The sequence below is a fragment of the Serinicoccus profundi genome, assembly GCF_008001015.1.
GTDB lineage: Bacteria > Actinomycetota > Actinomycetes > Actinomycetales > Dermatophilaceae > Ornithinicoccus > Ornithinicoccus profundi.
Window position 1 is genome coordinate 1403970 of sequence record NZ_CP042862.1, and the last position, 16858, is coordinate 1420827.

Here is a 16858-nt window from a genome sequence, read left to right on the forward strand (position 1 = left end):
GACCGGAAGCCGTGACCGCGGCTTGGCCGACCCGTCGTGGACGACGCACGCGCATCGCCCCGTGGCAGCATGAGCCCATGGACGAGCGCAGGGGCAGGCTGAGCGACCCGGGCGCTGCCGGGGGAGGACACGGCATACCGCGACCTCAAGGTGCGCCGCCGCGCCCTCACCGGGATCCGGCGCTCCCTCTGGCCCCGCCACGTCTCGGCAGAGCGCGTCCAGGGCATGTTCGCGGTCTTTCGCCTGCGGCGCAGCGTCACGACGTTGATCATCACCAACCAGCGCCTCATCACCCTGGGAGAGGCCCACGTGGGCCTGCCGATCGTCGATGACGTGCGCCGCGACGACGTGGTCGAGGTCCACGTGGAGCGGGAGAAGGTCTTCGGCACAGGCGCCGTGACCGCCCGGACCCACGACGGCCCGGTGAGCCTCGGCACGCTCGACTACTCGCCTGACACCTTCCACTTCTTCGACGAGGTCCTCGCACGCGACGTCGGGCACGGTCTGCCGCTCATCCCGGTCCCGGGCGCCGATCGCGTCGGGCCCGAGGTGCGGGACGATCCCCTGGACCAGGACCACCCTCTCGTGGCGCAGCTGCGGGGGCTCGCCGACCTGCACCAGCGCGGCGCGCTCAGTGACGCGGAGTTCGCCGCGGCCAAGGCCCAGGTGCTCGGCGGGAGCCCGGATCGACAGTCCTGACGGCTGCGTCGCGGATCGCCTGGGTCAGGGGACGAGGCGCCCCTTGAGGAGCGCGCGGAAGTAGATCACCGGCTCGACGTAGCGGTCGAACCACCACAATGCCCGACGAGGAACCGTGAGGTCCACCAGGCTCGTGGTCGGTGCCTGGCGACCCGACCGGTCGAACTCGGCGAGCAGGAGCCGGCGCCGGTCCACGGTGACGGGGATGATCGTGTAGCCGTCGTAACGTCGGAGCGGCTGGCCGAGACGGCTACGGGCGATGTTGTCGGCGAGCACCTCCACCTGACGGCGCAGGGCACCGCCCGACGGCCGGGTGCCCAGCGCCGCCACGTCTCCCAGGCTCCACACACCCTCGGCGGCGCGGTGGGCCAGCGTCTCCGGGTCCACGTCGACCAGACCCTGCGGGTGCTCCCCGGCGAGGGGTCTCAGCCACGCAGGGCCTCGGTAGGGCGGGACGACGAACGCCCGCTCGACCTCCTCGAACACTTGCAAGGGGACCCCTGGGCCCTCCACGGCGCCGCTGAGGGTCACGCTCGAGGCCTCGTGGTCCACCGCGGCGACCTGCGTGGCGTGGTGGATCGTGACGCCCCGCGCGTGCAGGTGGGTCAGGAGCCGGTGGTCGACGAAGGGCACGTCCAGGACGCCCGAGTAGGGCGTGACCAGGTGGACGTCGATGTCGCCCAGCACGCCCCGCCGGTGCCACAGGTCGCACGCGAGGAACAGCGGCTTGAGGGCCGTTCCTCCGCAGGGAGAGGGCTCGGTCGGGATCGTGAAGACCACCCGCCCTCGCGTCATACCGCTGATCGATGCCCACATACCCTCGGCCTGGGTGTGCAGGTGCGCCGTCGCCGCCCACCCGGCCGACATGGCGGCCTCCAGCCCGGGCACGGCGTCGAGGTCCTCCTCCAGGCCGGGCGCCAGCACCAGGTCGCGGTAGCCCAGGCGACCCCCGCCGTCCAGCTCGACCTCGCGTGCGTCGGTATGCACCGCGACGGCCCGCCCGCGGATCCACGTGCAGCCCTCGGGGAGCACCGCGGCGGCGCTGCGGGTCAGCTCGCGCATCGTGGCCTGCCCGCCGGCCACGTAGTTGAGCAGCGGTCGGAACAGGTGCGGGCGGTCGGGCGCCACCACGGCGACATCCTTCGCGCCGATCCGCCGGAGCCGCGCGGCCAGCGAGATGCCGGCGTTGCCCGCACCGACGACGACCACGTCGTGTCGTGCCATGGATGCCACCTTCCGCCGGAAGAGCCACCCTATCGGCGGCGCGGGCCGGGCACCGGGCGAACAGCCCTCAGCGGTGCCCCGCGGAAGATCGCCTACGCTCACCTCGATGGACAAGGACGAGCGGGCGCGCCTGGAGGAGGCGGTCGAACAGGGGGAGCGCCTGGCTCAGGTCGCCGCTCGCGTCGCGGGGCACCGGGATGGGGTGGGGGCCGCGGCAGACGCGGCCGGCGCTGCCCTGGCCGGTCGGCTGACGCACCTGCGGCCCACGGGCACCTCCGGGTGGAGGGTGCTCGCCCTGGGTGCCGGTGACGAGGTGCTGCTCGGTCGTCTCTCGGCGGGAGGCTCTCTCACCACCCTGACGGACGCGCAGGAGCAGACCCTCGACGACCTGGCCCACGAGGTCGCCGGGGCGGCTGCGTCCGCGCGGTCGCTGCTGGGTATGCGGCGGCTCGTGACCTTCGGTGCCCGCCGTGAGCAGGCCCGGCAGTCGGCGCGGTGGCTCCTGGAGAGCCGGCACAGCTGGGGTGCCGAACCCGAGAGGTGGTTGGCGGCGCTCGACGCCGAGGGACGGGAGCCGGCCCTGCCTCTGGCCCCGCCGGCGGCGCTCCACCCCGAGGTGGGGCTGATCGGGCTGCTCGGTGGTGCCGCACCTCACGAGGAGGTGGTGGCGGCCGACGGACTGCATGGTCTCGGCGTCGACCTGCCGGTCCTGGCCGGTGCCATCAGCCGCGCCGAGGAGGCCCGACACGGTGCGCTCGCGGCGGGTGAGGGCGTCCGCGACCTCGCCGTCCGGCGGCTGCTCGCGGGTATGCCGGTGGACCGGCTGCGGGAGGCGACGGCAGAGCGGCTGCGCGTCACGGCGCTCACCGACGCCGGGATCACCACGGTCGAGCAGGTGATCGAGCGCGGCAGCCGGCTGGACGACGTCCCCGGTGTCGGCCCGGTCACTGCGCAGCGAATGCGCGGTGCCGCCCAGACCCTCCGGACGCTCGCCCACGACGACGCGCCCGTGCGCCTCGACCCGCAGGACCGCACACCGGAGGCGGCGCGCCTGCTGGTGTCCCTGCATACCTGGGAGGTGCTGCGGCAGGCGGCGAAGGCGACCGACGTCGTCGCCCTCGCGCAGCAGCTGCTCCCCCTCGCCGAGAGGGTCGACGCGCGGACCACCCACCTCGCGGTCCTCGGCGCCAGCCCCGCCTCCGACCTGCTCGACGTACTCACCCCGGTCCGTGAGCAGGCCGCCGCGCTCCGCGACGCGCTCGACCGGGTCGGTCGCGCCGACCCGTGGGAGGACTTCACCGCTCGACCGGCGCTCTACTTCGCGCTGCTCTCCGAGCTCGGCCTCCTGGAGGAGACCGGGACGCACGGCGACCTGCCGGAGGAGGTCGTCGAGGCCGTCCGGGCCCAGGAGCTGGACCCGACCTACCTCGAGGTGTCGCTGCGCGGATATCAGAGCTTCGCCGCCCGCTTCGCGCTCGTCCAGGAGAAGGTCGTCATCGGCGACGAGATGGGCCTCGGCAAGACGATCGAGGCCCTGGCCGTGCTGGCGCATCGCGCGAGCGAGGGGGCGCGCTGGTTCCTCGTCGTCTGCCCGGCGGCGGTCATGAGCAACTGGGTGCGCGAGGTCGATGCCAAGACCGGTCTGGAGCCGCGGCGGCTGCACGGGGCGGGTCGTCAGGACGAGCTCGCGCGGTGGCGTTCCGACGGGGGAGTGGCGGTCACGACCTACACCACGCTGGGATCGCTCTGGGAGGACCTCGACGGCTTCGAGGTGGACGCGCTCGTCGTCGACGAGGCGCACTACGTCAAGAACCCCGCCGCCCAGCGGTCCCGCCGGGTCGCCCGGCTGATCGCGCGCACCCAGCACGTCATGCTGCTCACCGGCACCCCGCTGGAGAACAGGGTGGGCGAGTTCGCCGCGCTCGTCGGGTACCTGCGACCCGAGCTGCTCGAGGGTCTCGGCGGGTCGCCGCTGGACTTCCGCCGTCGCGTCGCACCGGTCTACCTTCGCCGCAACACCGAGGACGTCCTCGTCGAGCTCCCCGAGCTGGTGGAGGTGCAGGAGTGGCTGGAGCTCTCACCGGCCGACCAGGGCGCCTACCGCGACGCGGTCGTCTCGGGCAACTTCATGGCGATGCGCCGCGCCGCCTTCGTCTCCGGTGCGCGGTCGGCCAAGCTCGCGCACCTCGTCGAGATCGTCGAGGAGGCGGAGGAGAACGGCCGGCGGGTGCTGGTCTTCTCCTCCTTCCGCGACGTCCTCGACCAGGTCGCGGCGCACCTGCCCGGCCGGGTCTTCGGCCCGCTCACCGGGTCGGTGCCGCCGGCGGAGCGGCAGCGGGTGGTCGATGAGTTCTCCCGCGCGGAGGGCGGCGCGGCGCTCGTGGCGCAGATCCAGGCCGTCGGGGTCGGGCTCAACATCCAGGCGGCGTCGGTCGTCGTCCTGTGCGAGCCGCAGCTCAAGCCGACCACGGAGTGGCAGGCGATCGCCCGGGCCCGGCGTATGGGGCAGCTCCAGAGCGTGCAGGTGCACCGGTTGCTGGGTGAGGACAGCGTGGACGAGCGGCTGGTCGAGCTGCTCGGCGACAAGACGGTCGCCTTCGAGACCTACGCGCGGGTGAGCGAGACCGCGCAGAGCGCTCCCGAGGCCTATGACGTCAGCGAGGCCGATCTCGCCCGCCGGGTCGTCGCGGCCGAGCGGGCCAGGCTCTTCCCCGAGGTCGACGCACCGGCGATGATGGGGCCATGATCGCACCGAGCCTCATCGTCTTCGACGTCAACGAGACCCTGTCCGACATGGCAGGTATGCAGGCGCGCTTCACCGAGGTCGGGGCGCCGTCGTCGGTGGCCGCGGCGTGGTTCGCGGCGCTGCTGCGTGACGGCTTCGCCCTGACCGTGGCGGGGGAGAACCCCGCGTTCGCCGATGTCGGACGCGGTGTGCTCCGGCCGCAGCTGGCGGAGCACGTCGAGGAGTCCCGGCTCGACGAGGCGGTCGAGCAGGTGATGGCGGGCTTCGGCGGCCTGGAGCTGCACCCGGACGTCGTCGCGGGGGTGCGCGTGCTGCAGGCGCAGGGCGTCCGGTTGGTGACGCTGAGCAACGGGTCCACGGCGGTGGCTCGGGGGTTGTTCGAGCGCGCCGGGCTGCTGGACTGCTTCGAGCGGCTGCTCTCGGTCGAGGACGCGCCGCGCTGGAAGCCGGCGCCGGAGGCCTACGCCTACGCCCTGGAGATCTGCGAGGTCTCCGCGAAGGAGGCGATGCTCGTCGCGGTCCATCCGTGGGACCTGCACGGCGCCGCGTCCGCCGGGATGAGGACGGCGTGGATCGACCGTGATGGTGGGACCTATCCGGCGCACATGGCCAGGCCTGACCTCTCGGCGCGGGGGATCGACCACCTGGCGGAGCTGCTCGGCTGAGGTCCGTCGAGGCGGCGCTTCTCCGTGTTCGAGGGGTGGGTCGAGTGGCGGGTCCAGCAGGGTGGCGCCAGGCGGCTGAGTCCTCGGTCAGCTGAACCTCCGGCATCCGTGCAGGTCAGCGGTTCGCGCAGGGTCTGCCAGAGGGTGGTCGTACAGTTGTTCGCATGAAGGGGAGGATGGGGGCCTTCGGGGGCTCGAGCGATCCGTCCGGGGGAGCGCCCGGACGCGATCCGGCGCGGCTGCAGCAGGAGGAGCCGATCGGGGCCGTCGAGGCGGCAGGGGCTCAGATCGTCGGCGCCCGAGCAGCCCTGGTGCGCCTCGTGCGGGAGGGCGTGGCGAGGGGGCTCCACGTCGAGGCCGGGTTCTCGGTCCCTGACTGGGTGCGCCTGCTCTGCCCGGGGCTCTCGATCCGCGACGCCGCGGAGAACGCGGCGCTCGCGCGTGCGGGGCAGGAGGCGGTTCACCGTCCCCTCCTCAAGGCGGTCGAGTCCGGGGAGGTCCCGGTCGGCAGGGCCGCACGGATCGTCCGGGCCCTCGACCGGGTGCGGAGCGGGGTCCCGCCGGACGACTACGCCGCTGCGGTGGACCTGCTCGCACAGACGGCCGCCGGGGAGGGGTTCACCGACAAGGACATCGAGCGGGTATGCCGGTGGCTGGTGGCCGCGTGCACCTCGCAGCGTGACCAGGCGGCGCGGGAGCGGGCGCAGCACGAGCTGCGCGATCTGCACGAGTCGTCGCTGGGGGACGGCTCGGCGCGGCGTTTCGTGCTCACGGTCGGCGACGCCGCGGACCACGAGACGGTGCAGGCGATCCTCCGGTCCCCGCTCGCGGCGCCGGCGTCCAGCGAGGAGCGCGAGGCGACCGGTGAGCTGGATGTCCGGACCGTCGGGCAACGCCGCTACGACGCCTTCATGACGGTGCTGCGTCGTGGGGTCGCTGGCACCGAGGGGCAGCCGACGACGCCGAAGGCGCAGGTCATGGTCACGGTCGCCCTGGCGGAGCTGCAGGAGGCGATCTCGCGTGGAGGTGGCTGGGGACAGCCTCGACGAAGCGCGGCAGACACTCGTGGAGTTGGCGGGGTCGACCTCGGCGGGGCTGGCGTGATGAGCGGCGGGAGTGGCGCTGACGCGGGTCGCACGGTGCACGGCGGGGCGTTGTCCACCGAGCAGGTCCGCAGGATCGCCTGCGACGCCGACATCATCCCTGCGGTGCTCGGCGAGAGGGGCGAGATCCTCGACCTCGGGCGAGCCAGACGCCTCGTGACACCTGGTCAGCGACGGGTGCTGGCCCACCGCGACGACGGGTGCACCTTCCCGGGGTGCAGTGTGCCCGCGACCTGGTGCGATGCACATCATGTCGTCCACTGGGCGCGGGGCGGGAGGTCGGACATCGCCAACTACGCCTTGCTGTGCCCCAGGCACCACACGTGGGTCCACCAGCACGACTCGACCGCCCAGGTCGACGCGACCGGTGTGCGCTGGCGGCTGCGATGACCTTGCCCCGCTCCCGGCCCGGACGGCCGGGAGTCGTGACCTGCCCTGGCGGCCAGAACACCGAGTTGGCTTGTGGCGCAGAGGAACCCGGACCAACTCGTGAGATGCACCGACCCCTTTGTCCCGATCAGGCAGCGGCGAGGCGTCCGCGTGAGCGCACGAGCCGCTGGAGGGCCCACTGAGCCAGGGGGCGGTACGTCAGCACGACGGGCGCCGGTCCGCGCAGGCGAAGCCCCGCGACGGTCCCCGCATCGGTCGCCTCCAGCGTGTGGTGCAAGTCGATCCGGAACGGCAGCGCCACGGCGAGCACCGGTCGCACGGTCCACGACCAGGAGCGATCCGACTCATCGACAGCGGTCACCTGGAAGTCGGCCGCAAGTCCGAGGGCCCCACGCACCGTCCCATGCAGACCCGCGCGCAGACGTGAAGGGCCGGGGTCGAGGTCCACCCGGCGCAGGTGGGGTGCCCAGGTCGGCCATCGTGTGGGATCGGCATACCTCTCCCAGGCCTCATCCACCGGGAGCGGTCCGGTCGCCGAGGTCGAGACCTCCATCTGCCTCAGCCGAGCCCGGTGCTCGGGTCGCGCTGCTGCGTCATCACCTCGGGGCGAGTCGGTGAGCTGGGCCCGGGCATCGCGCACTGTGCCGTGCCACCGGGGAGACGGTGCCGGTGCGAGGCCACCCATCGGTACACCGCGGCGCCCGGACGTTCCATCACCGGGGAACCCAACGCCGCGCCGAGGGTGCGCCACGGCTGGGGACACGACCTCAGGACCTGCGCCCACGCCTGGTGACCCCAGGCGATCCGGCCGTCCGGCAGCACCACGGGCATCTCCAGCTCACTGCGGTGCCGGTCCACCCCGAGCGCGTCGAGGTCCTGCGACTGCAGAGACGAGACGTCCACCTCTGCCCCGAGACGGGGGATCCACCCGGCTGCGCGGGTGCAGAAACCGCAGTCCGCGTCGTACAGCACGAGCGGACGAGGGCGAGGTCGCGGGGCGGGCGTCATGCACCCATCGTCGTGTACCGGCCGCGCCTCGGCGAGCGCAGAGGTCCGCGATCGTGCGGCGCCACGCGACTTCCTCAGGCCGCCCGGCGCGCCTGCGTCAGGCTGGGTGCCGGGGGCGCTCGTCTGTCCGGCCGGGGGGCGCTCGCCCGTCAGGCCTGGTGCCGCTCGTCCACCTGGCCGTCCGCGCTGACCGGCGCCTCGTCGATGGCCTCCGCGGTGGCGGTGGGCTCCGGCGCACCCGTGGGGCGCGGGTCGAGGTGCACGCCGGCGATCATGCAGCGCACCGACCCGCCGGCCAGCTCGATGGTGGGGATGTCGACCGAGATGATCTCGCAGGAGCGCTCGATCATGGTGATCTGCGGGCCGGTCAGGCTGCGGCGGGCGCGCCCGGACATGGCCATGATGTGCCGCTTGCGGCCCTCGGGGGTGCGGCCGCTCAGCTCGACCGCGTTGCCGGCGAACTCCCTCACCTGCTCCTCGCTCAGCTCGACGATCTCCCGGCCGGTGACCTCCAACCGCTCGCGGACCTCGCGGCGGCGCTGCTCGTCGCGGATCATGTCGAGCGCGATGAGGGCGACGTCGGTGCCGATGCAGGCGATGACGTTGGTGTGGTAGACCGGCACCCCGTCGGCGTCGACCGCCTCGAACGGCATCGGCTCGTAGTTGAAGTCGCTGCAGAAGCGCTCCAGCACATGGGTGTCGGCGCGGTGGCTGACCGCGGTGTAGGCGACGCGCGAGACGTGGTCGAGCACCATCGCCCCGGTCCCCTCGAGGAAGATGCCGTCCGGCTCGAGCCCGGAGTAGTCGACGATGGTCTGCAGCCGGTAGTCCGCCTTGAGCATCTCGAGGATGTCGCCGCGACGCTCGTGGCGACGGTTGGAGGCATACATCGGGTAGACCGCGACATACCCGCCGGGGTGGGTCGAGAGCCAGTTGTTGGGGAAGACGCTGTCCGGCCTGGTGTGGTCGGGGTCGCCGAAGACGTGCACCCGCACCCCGGCGTCGCGCAGCGCCTGGGCGACGGCGTCCATCTCGGCCAGGGCGCGCGCGGAGGTGTCGGCGACGGACTGGCCTTCCGGCACGTCGTGCTGGAAGGCGTTGTCGGTCGCGGTCGCCGGGTTGGGCACGAAGTTCTCGGCGCGGATGAGGATCACGGAGGAGGGGGCCTGAGCACTCACGCCCCGCAATGTAGAGCATGCCGGGCCCGCCCCCGAAAAAGTTTCGCCTGAGTTGTCGATCTGCCTGCTCCCCGTCCGACATGCTGGTGAGGTCGCGCCCGGCGGCCCGCGGAGACGATGAGGAGAGACGTATGAGGCGACGCACCGTCAATAGCACCAGTACCCCGGGGTGCTCGGGTCGGGGGAGGTGGCAGCGATGAAGTACCTCATCCTGCTCATGGCTGACGGGGAGGTGCCCGCCTGGTCCACGATGAGCGAGGCGGACCAGCAGACGATCATGGGGCAGTTCGGGGCCTTCGACACCGCCTGCCGGGACAGGGAGGGGGTGGAGATCCTCGCCGGCGAGGCGCTGGGTGATGCCGAGACGGCGACGGTCGTCCGCACCCGTGGTGGCGAGCGCACCGTCACCGACGGACCCTTCGCGGAGGCGGTCGAGCAGCTCGGCGGCTTCTACCTGGTGGAGGCCCCCGATCTCGACGTGGTCCTGGAGCTGCTCACCGTCCTGCCGCCCTACGACATCCAGGTCAGCCCGGTGGTCGACACTCCCTGACCGTGATGCCCACCGAGCTCGACGAGGTCGTGCGCGAGGAGTGGGGCCGCATGGTCGCCGTGCTCCTCGGACGCTTCCGGCGTCTGGACCTGGTCGAGGACGCCCTCGGTGACGCGGTGGAGGCCGCTGCCCGGCAGTGGGCGCGCGACGGCGCCCCGGCCAACCCGGCCGGCTGGCTGCAGACCGTGGCCCGGCGCCGCGTCGTCGACCGGCTCCGCTCCGAGGCGATGGCCGGCCGGCGTCACGCGCTGCTCGCGGCCGACCTCGACCGCCGACCCCCGAGGGTGATGGCCGACCCCGGAGACCTCGTCGAGGACGATCTGCTGCGCCTCGTGCTCATGTGCACCCACCCGGCCCTGGCACCGGAGTCGGCGAGCGCGCTCGCGCTGCGGCTCGTCCTCGGCGTCAGCACCCACGACATCGCCGCCCTCTTCCTCGTGCCCGAGCCCACCATGGCCGCCCGCATCACCCGGGCGAAGAAGAAGATCGTCACGGCCGGCATCCCCTTCGCCGTCCCCGGTCTCGCCGCACTACCGGGGCGCCTGGAGACGGTGGCGCAGACGGCATACCTCGCCTTCACCGCCGGGTACGCCCCGGCCAGCGGCACGCGCCTGGTGCGTCCCGACCTTGCGGGGGAGGCCGTGCGGTTGGTCCGCACGGTCCACGTGCTGCGTCCGGACGACCCGACGCTGACGGCCCTGCTGGCGCTGATGCTGCTGCAGCACTCGCGCCGCGACGCCCGCGTGGACGACCAGGGCCGGCTGGTCGTGCTGGCCGACCAGGACCGCGGTCGGTGGCATTACGGCGAGATCGAGGAGGCCCGGCGACTGCTGGCCGCCCCCGGGCTCGTGGGGACCCCGCTGCCGGAACTGGCGGCGACCTACGTGCTTCAGGCGCTGGTGGCCGCCGAGCACGTCGCCCCGGACAGCGCGCAGACGAGATGGGACCGCGTCGTCGACCTCTACGACCAGCTGCTGGTCCTCGCCCCCTCGCCGGCGGCCCGGCTGGCGCGGGCGGTGGCTGTCGCGGAGACGTCCGGCCCGCAGGCGGGGCTCGAGGCGCTCGAGGGGGTGGAGATGCCAGGGAACCACCGGTTGGCCGCGGTCCGTGCCGAGCTGCTCGCACGTGAGGGCGACGTGGCCGCCGCGCTCGAGCAGTTCGATGTGGCCCTCGCCGCGTGCGGCAACGAGGCCGAGCGGGCCCACCTACGGCGACGCTGCTCCACGCTGACCGGTCCGGGAGGCTGACTCCCGCGTTACGCTGAAGTGGTGCGATCCCGCGCCAGCCTTCCGCCTCCTGCCGGTTCCCGATGGCGCTGAGCGTCCTCGACCTCTTCACCGTCGGCATCGGTCCGTCCTCGTCCCACACGGTGGGGCCGATGCGCGCCGCCCGGATCTTCGCGGAGGGACTGGCCGCGGACGGTCTGCTCACCGTCGTGACGCGCGTGCGCGTCGAGCTCTACGGATCCCTGGGAGCGACGGGCCACGGCCACGGCTCGGACCGCGCCGTCATCCTCGGCCTGGAGGGTGAGGACCCGGAGACCGTCGACACCGCCAGCGTCCTGGAGCGGGTCGAGCGGGTGCGCGGCAGCGAGCGGCTGCACCTCCTGGGCCGGCACGACGTCGGGCTCGCCGAGGGCGACCTGGTCATGCACCGGCGCAAGGCCCTGCCCGGGCACCCGAACGGCATGACCTTCGAGGCCTTCGACGCGAGCGGCGCCCGACTGCTCACCCGCACCTACTACAGCGTGGGTGGCGGCTTCGTCGTGGACGAGGAGGCGCTCGGCGTCGACCGGGTGGTGGTGGACGACACCGTCCTACCCCATCCCTTCACGAGCGGCCGTGATCTTCTCGCCCACTGCCGCGACCAGGGAGTGGGGGTCGCCGAGCTCATGCGCCGCAACGAGGAGGCCTTCCGCCCCTGGGCCCAGACCCGGGCACAGCTGCTCCACATCTGGTCGGTGATGCAGGGGTGCGTCGCCGCAGGGATCGCTCACGAGGGCGTCCTCCCGGGCGGTCTGCGGGTGCGTCGGCGGGCACCCGCCCTGCACACCAGGCTCCAGCAGGAGGGCTCCCGGGACGAGCCGTGGCACGCGATGGACTCGATCGACCTGTGGGCCATGGCGGTCAACGAGGAGAACGCCTCCGGCGGCCGGGTCGTCACCGCCCCGACCAACGGGGCGGCGGGGATCATCCCGGCCGTCCTGCACTACTACCGTCACCTCGTCCCAGGGGCTGACGACGACGGGGTGGTCGACTTCCTGCTCGCCGCCGCGGCGATCGGCATCATCATCAAGGAGAACGCCTCGATCTCCGGTGCCGAGGTCGGCTGCCAGGGCGAGGTGGGCTCGGCCTCGGCGATGGCCGCGGCCGGTCTGACCCAGGTGCTGGGCGGCAGCCCGGAGCAGGTCGAGAGCGCCGCAGAGATCGGGGTCGAGCACCACCTCGGTCTGACCTGCGACCCCGTCGGCGGGCTGGTGCAGATCCCGTGCATCGAGCGCAACGCGGTCGGCGCCGTCAAGGCCGTGCACGCCGCGCGGCTGGCCCGCAACGGCGACGGCACGCATACCGTCTCCCTCGACCAGGCGGTCAGGACCATGCGGCAGACGGGCCGCGACATGAAGCGGAAGTACAAGGAGACCTCCCGCGGAGGCCTCGCGGTCAACGTCATCGAGTGCTGAGGACGCGGCTGCCCGAGACGCAAGGTATGGCTTCGGCAAAGGTTCGCGGGAATCCCTTCCAGGCGTGGCGCGGTGGGCATAGCGTCCGGGGCATGAGTCATCGCCGACGCCGCCGACCGCTCATCGCCGCCCTGCTCGCCGCGCCCCTGACGCTCAGCCCCGTCGCCGCCGTGAGCGTCGGCAACGGGCCGGAGTACGACGGCAAGGGCAACATCACCACCGCGCACCTGTCGACCTACGAGGACCTTGCGCAGTTCCTGCAGAAGCAGGACGCCCGTCAGCAGGCCATGGACCTCGACGTCATCGGGCAGTCGGTCAAGGGGCGCGACCTCTACCTCGCCTCCTGGGTCTCCGACCCGGACAACCCGACCATCCTCTTCCTCACCCAGCAGCACGGCAACGAGCAGCTGACGACCGAGGGCGCGATGGAGTTCATCAAGCACCTCGGCACCGGCCGGGGAAGCGGCGTGCTCGACGGCGTCAACATCCTCGTCGTCCCGATGCTCAACCCCGACGGGGCGATGGGTGACGTGGACTTCTCGCTCGAGGACTACGTCGCCCACGGCGACCGGCACCTGACCCGCTACAACGCCCATGAGGTCGACCTCAACCGCGACCACGTCGACCGGCTCGAGCCCGAGACCCAGGCCCTGCACGACAACGTGCTCAGCGCCTACGACATCGACTACATGATCGACCTGCACCACCAGGGTGCCTACAGCGCGATCGGCGAGGAGTGGGTGTCCGGCTCGATCCTCTACCCCACGACCCCCAACGCCGACCCCGAGGTGGTGCAGCGTTCTCAGCAGCTCGGCGCCGTCGTCTACGACGCCGTCGACTCGACCGGCTGGGGTCTGCTGGGCAGGTACAGCGGTGGGTCGGCCGAGACCATCAGCCGCAACGGACTCGCCGTGGAGTACGGCATCGCCACGCTCCTCTTCGAGATGCGCGGCATGGCCGACCACGACTACGAGCCCTACGCACTCGGCGCCCGGAGCAGCGGTTATCTGGTGCGCCAGACGGTGATCACCCTCGAGGCCACGGCCCGGGCGATCGCCGACGGATCCATCGAGGCGGCGGACACGTCGTTCTGGGACACCCTGCCGACGCAGGAGTGGTACTACCCGGACGAGTGAGCCCACGGATCCGACGGCTGAGCCGACCGGTCAGCTCGACTGCCGGTCGGCTCAGTCGTCCCTGAGGAACTCACCCCCGCGCAGCACCACGCGTACCTCGAGATCGTCGTCCAGCCCGACGAGGTCGGCCCGGCTGCCGATCTGGAGCTCGCCGGCGTCCAGGCCGAGCGTGCGCGCCGGGAAGCGGGTGACCGCCTGCAGCGCCGCGCACCGGGCGACCCCGGCACCGACCGCGGTGCGCACCGCCCGGTCGAGAGTGAGGGTGCTGCCGGCGATGCTGCCGGTGGCGACCGTGCGGGCGACCCCGTCCACCACCTCGACGTCCATCGAGCCGAGCCGGTAGCTGCCGTCGGCACCACCGGCCGCGGCCATGGCATCACTGACCAGGATCATCCGCGACATCGTGCTGCGGGCGGTGAGCTCGACGATGTCGGGGTGGACGTGCACTCCGTCGACGATGAGCTCGACCGTCAGCCGTTCGTCCCCCAGGGCGGCGACGACGGGTCCGGGGTCGCGGTGCCGGATCGGTCGCATCGCGTTGTAGAGGTGGGTGACGACGGTCGCCCCGGCGTCGACGGCGGCGCGCAGCTGGTCGCCGTCGGCGTCGGTGTGCCCGACTGCGACGACGACGCCGGCCGCGACCAGCTGCTGGATCGCCTCCAGGCCACCGGGCAGCTCCGGGGCGAGGGTGACCATGCAGATGGTCCCGGCCCCGGCCGTCAGCAACGCGTCGATCTCGGCGGGGTCGGGGTGTCGCAGCACGGACGGGTCGTGGGCCCCGCGGTGCGTGGGGCTGAGCCACGGTCCCTCCAGGTGGATCCCGGCGATCATCCGACCACGGACGAGCGGGGCCAGAGCCCGCACCTGCGCCAGGAGCGTCTCGGCGTCGGCGGAGACCAGGGAGGCGACGACGGTGCTCGTCCCGGCCGCATGGTGCGCGGCGGCAGCCGCGCGGACCTCGTCGGGGTCGGTCGTGGCGAAGGTATGCCCGCCCCCACCGTGGCAGTGGATGTCGACGAAGCCCGGGGTGAGGAATCTCGTGTGCCGGTCGGAGGGGTTCCCGGGGGCACCGCGACCGAGCTGGGCGATGCGTCCCTCCTCGACCCCGACCCAGCCGTCGGAGAGGGTGCCGTCCGCCCAGAGGATCTCGTCCGCGGAGAGGATCATGCGCGGCGTCCCCGCGTGCCCCGCAGGGTGGCTGCCGCTGCGGCAGCGCTGGCGGCACCGCCGCCGTAGGTGCGTACCACGCAGGCGGGGGTGCTGCCCTCGGGGAGGTCCCGCAGGCCGGCGTGCACGAGCACGGTCGCCTGCGCCAGCAGGGCCCGCGTCAGGTCGTGGTCCAGAGGTGTCTGGTCATCGCTCACGAGGACCAGTGGACCACGGCCGGTGTCCTCCAGGGCGGCATCCGGCTCGGCCGTCGTGCCGCCGAGCCCCTCGGCCAGGACCCGGATGAGCACCTCCTGGCGCGCTCCGCTGGCGATGTTGGCGCGCCCGCTCAGCGCCACCACGACGGGTCCCTCCAAGGCAGGGATGGCGCCGGTGACGCGGACTGCCCGGGTGGCGACAGCCCACCCCTCCTGGGCTGCCGCCACCGGGTCCGGGGACGGGTGCTCACCGGCGCCGCCGAGTCCTGCCCGATCGGCGGCGTGCCGGGTGGCGAGGCTCTCGACGCGGCGCGCGGCGTCGAGGAGCCGCTCCTCGGCGAGCTCCCCAGCCCGCACCGCCCCGACGATGGCGTCCGCGAGGCCCAGGGTGTCGGCCTGGGCGTCGTAGTCGCCGGGGTAGACGGGGTTGCCGATGCAGAGCAGGTCGGCTCCGGCCGCGAGCGCCATGACCGCGGCCCGCTCCCTGCCGTAGCCCTGCGCCACCGCGGCCATGTCGAGCGCGTCGGTGCAGATGACGCCCTCGAAGCCCAGCTCCTCGCGCAGCAGCCCGAGCACGGCAGGGTTGAGCGTGGCGGGGAGATCGCCGTGCTCCGGCACGACGAGGTGGCCGGTCATGATCATCGGCACCCCCGCGCGCACGGCCGCGGCGAAGGGCACCAGCTCCCGCTCCCGCAGGGTCGGCCCGTCGACCTCGAGCACCGGCAGGTCCAGGTGGGAGTCGACGCGGGTGGACCCGTGCCCGGGGTAGTGCTTGGCGCAGGCCACCACACCGGCCTCGGCCAGGCCCTCCACGGCCGCCACGACGTGGCGCGCGACCAAGGACGGGTCGGAGCCGAAGGAGCGCACGCCGATCACCGGGTTGTCCGGCTCGGTGTTGACGTCGGCGTCCGGGGCGGCGGTCAGGTCGATGCCGACGGCCCGCAGCTGACCGCCCAGCCCGCGCATGACCCGCCGGGTGAGGTCGACGTCGTCGACGACCCCGAGCGCGAGCGCGCCAGGCCAGGGGGATCCCTCCCGGTGGTGCAGCCGGGTGACCGTGCCACCTTCCTCGTCGGCGCAGACCAGCGCCGCCTCGCGGCGGGCGTGGACCTCCTCCGCCAGTGCGCTGACCTGCTCGTCGTCCTCGACGTTGTGGCCGAACAGCCAGACTCCGGCCAGGCCCTCGTCGAGCAGGTCCCCGAGCCAGGGCGGCATCGTCGTGCCGGTGAAGCCGGGGACGAGCACCCCCAGCGCCGCCTGGCGCACCCGGTCCTGCCCGTGCGGTGCGTCGGTCGAGGTCATCCCTTGGTCGCTCCTGACATGAGTCCGCTGGAGAGCCGCGACTGGACGGCGACGAAGAAGATCATGACCGGGAGGGTGATGATCGAGCTGGCTGCCATGACGGCACCCCAGTCGGTGCCGCTGCGGGTGAAGAAGGCCCGCAGGCCGACGGCGGCGGTGTACATGTCGTCGTCGGCCATGAAGGTGAGGGCGAAAATGAACTCGTTCCACGCCAGGATGAAGCTGAAGACGCTCACCGCGACCAGGCCGGGGGCCACGAGCGGGAAGAGCACCTTCCAGAACATCTGCCACCACGAGCACCCGTCGAGGTAGGCCGCCTCCTCCAGCTCCATCGGGACCGCCGCGACGAAGCCGCGCAACGTCCAGATGGCGAAGGAGAGGCTGAAGGCGATGTAGATGACCGACAGCCCGAGCAGGCTGTTGAGGAGCCCGAGCGTCTTGGCCTGGAGGAAGAGCGGGATGACCAGAGCCTCCATCGGCACCATCTGCACGATGAGGATCATCATGAGGATCTTCGTGCGCCCCGAGAACCGGAAGCGGGCGACGGCGACCGCGGCGAAGAGGGCCAGGAGCCCGCTGGCGAGGACCGTGACGACGGCGACGACGAGCGAGTTGAGCAGGTAGTCGGGGAAGCGGGTCTCGGTGAGCACCCGGCTGAAGTGCTCGAACGTCAGCCCGCCGGGGATGATGCCACGACCGCCAGCGTTCGCGTCCTCGTCCACGGCGGTGGAGAGCATGACGAACACCGGGAACAGACTGAAGACGACGACGGCCAGCGAGGCGACCACGAGCCCGGACCTGCTCATCAGACGG

At 72.7% G+C, this 16858-nt stretch carries 15 protein-coding genes; 8 read left to right on the forward strand and 7 right to left on the reverse strand.

Annotation, left to right across the window (positions count from 1 at the left end; all coding sequences use genetic code 11):
* Positions 1-150: 150 nt before the first annotated feature.
* The gene (locus FA582_RS06415; protein ID WP_010146983.1) at positions 151-699 is read left to right on the forward strand and encodes an SHOCT domain-containing protein; all 549 of its coding nucleotides are present in this window, start codon (positions 151-153) and stop codon (positions 697-699) included.
* A 24-nt stretch (positions 700-723) separates the two neighbouring features.
* On the opposite strand, the gene FA582_RS06420 is transcribed toward FA582_RS06415, so the two are convergent.
* Positions 724-1923: an NAD(P)/FAD-dependent oxidoreductase gene (locus FA582_RS06420; protein WP_010146982.1), complete on the reverse strand. Its 1200-nt coding sequence runs from the start codon at positions 1921-1923 to the stop codon at positions 724-726.
* 106 nt (positions 1924-2029) lie between these two features.
* Between FA582_RS06420 and FA582_RS06425 the strand changes: the two genes are divergently transcribed.
* The 3 genes from FA582_RS06425 (at position 2030) to FA582_RS06435 (ending at position 6827) form a co-directional block, all read left to right on the forward strand.
* On the forward strand, positions 2030-4669 hold the full coding sequence (locus FA582_RS06425; protein ID WP_010146981.1) for a DEAD/DEAH box helicase: 2640 nt from the start codon (positions 2030-2032) through the stop codon (positions 4667-4669).
* Entirely contained in the window at positions 4666-5334 is a 669-nt protein-coding gene (locus FA582_RS06430) for a haloacid dehalogenase type II (protein ID WP_010146980.1), read from the forward strand. The genes FA582_RS06425 and FA582_RS06430 overlap by 4 nt, the downstream gene beginning before the upstream one ends.
* Before the next feature lie 164 nt (positions 5335-5498).
* Complete coding sequence (locus FA582_RS06435; protein WP_141567530.1) at positions 5499-6827, forward strand: HNH endonuclease signature motif containing protein; 1329 nt, start codon at positions 5499-5501, stop codon at positions 6825-6827.
* Positions 6828-6954: 127 nt separating this feature from the next.
* Here the strand turns inward: FA582_RS06435 and FA582_RS06440 are convergent, their stop codons facing one another.
* From FA582_RS06440 to ctlX, 3 genes are all read right to left on the reverse strand, one after another.
* Entirely contained in the window at positions 6955-7380 is a 426-nt protein-coding gene (locus FA582_RS06440; protein WP_010146977.1) for an SRPBCC family protein, read from the reverse strand.
* A 5-nt stretch (positions 7381-7385) separates the two neighbouring features.
* The gene (locus FA582_RS06445; protein ID WP_081480499.1) at positions 7386-7835 is read right to left on the reverse strand and encodes a thiol-disulfide oxidoreductase DCC family protein; all 450 of its coding nucleotides are present in this window, start codon (positions 7833-7835) and stop codon (positions 7386-7388) included.
* Between the two features lie 149 nt (positions 7836-7984).
* Positions 7985-9013 carry a citrulline utilization hydrolase CtlX gene (gene ctlX / locus FA582_RS06450; protein WP_010146975.1) on the reverse strand — a complete coding sequence of 343 codons (1029 nt, stop codon included), beginning with the start codon at positions 9011-9013 and terminating at the stop codon, positions 7985-7987.
* A gap of 196 nt (positions 9014-9209) precedes the next feature.
* On the opposite strand from ctlX, the gene FA582_RS06455 reads away from it, so the two are divergent.
* The 4 genes from FA582_RS06455 (at position 9210) to FA582_RS06470 (ending at position 13379) form a co-directional block, all read left to right on the forward strand.
* Entirely contained in the window at positions 9210-9563 is a 354-nt protein-coding gene (locus tag FA582_RS06455; protein ID WP_010146974.1) for a YciI family protein, read from the forward strand.
* Between the two features lie 5 nt (positions 9564-9568).
* Positions 9569-10810 carry an RNA polymerase sigma factor gene (locus FA582_RS06460; RefSeq protein ID WP_010146973.1) on the forward strand — a complete coding sequence of 414 codons (1242 nt, stop codon included), beginning with the start codon at positions 9569-9571 and terminating at the stop codon, positions 10808-10810.
* A 62-nt stretch (positions 10811-10872) separates the two neighbouring features.
* On the forward strand, positions 10873-12243 hold the full coding sequence (locus tag FA582_RS06465) for an L-serine ammonia-lyase (protein WP_010146972.1): 1371 nt from the start codon (positions 10873-10875) through the stop codon (positions 12241-12243).
* Between the two features lie 92 nt (positions 12244-12335).
* The gene (locus tag FA582_RS06470) at positions 12336-13379 is read left to right on the forward strand and encodes a M14 family zinc carboxypeptidase (protein WP_010146971.1); all 1044 of its coding nucleotides are present in this window, start codon (positions 12336-12338) and stop codon (positions 13377-13379) included.
* Positions 13380-13430: 51 nt separating this feature from the next.
* Here the strand turns inward: FA582_RS06470 and nagA are convergent, their stop codons facing one another.
* The 3 genes from nagA to FA582_RS06485 are packed head-to-tail and all read right to left on the reverse strand — an operon-like array spanning position 13431 to position 16851.
* Complete coding sequence (gene nagA, locus FA582_RS06475) at positions 13431-14546, reverse strand: N-acetylglucosamine-6-phosphate deacetylase (RefSeq protein WP_010146970.1); 1116 nt, start codon at positions 14544-14546, stop codon at positions 13431-13433.
* Positions 14543-16045 (reverse strand): glycoside hydrolase family 3 protein, encoded by a 1503-nt coding sequence (locus FA582_RS06480; RefSeq protein ID WP_010146969.1) that lies wholly within the window; start codon positions 16043-16045, stop codon positions 14543-14545. Before FA582_RS06480 ends, nagA begins: the two co-directional genes overlap by 4 nt.
* Entirely contained in the window at positions 16042-16851 is an 810-nt protein-coding gene (locus tag FA582_RS06485) for a carbohydrate ABC transporter permease (RefSeq protein ID WP_033228672.1), read from the reverse strand. Before FA582_RS06485 ends, FA582_RS06480 begins: the two co-directional genes overlap by 4 nt.
* Positions 16852-16858 lie beyond the last annotated feature (7 nt).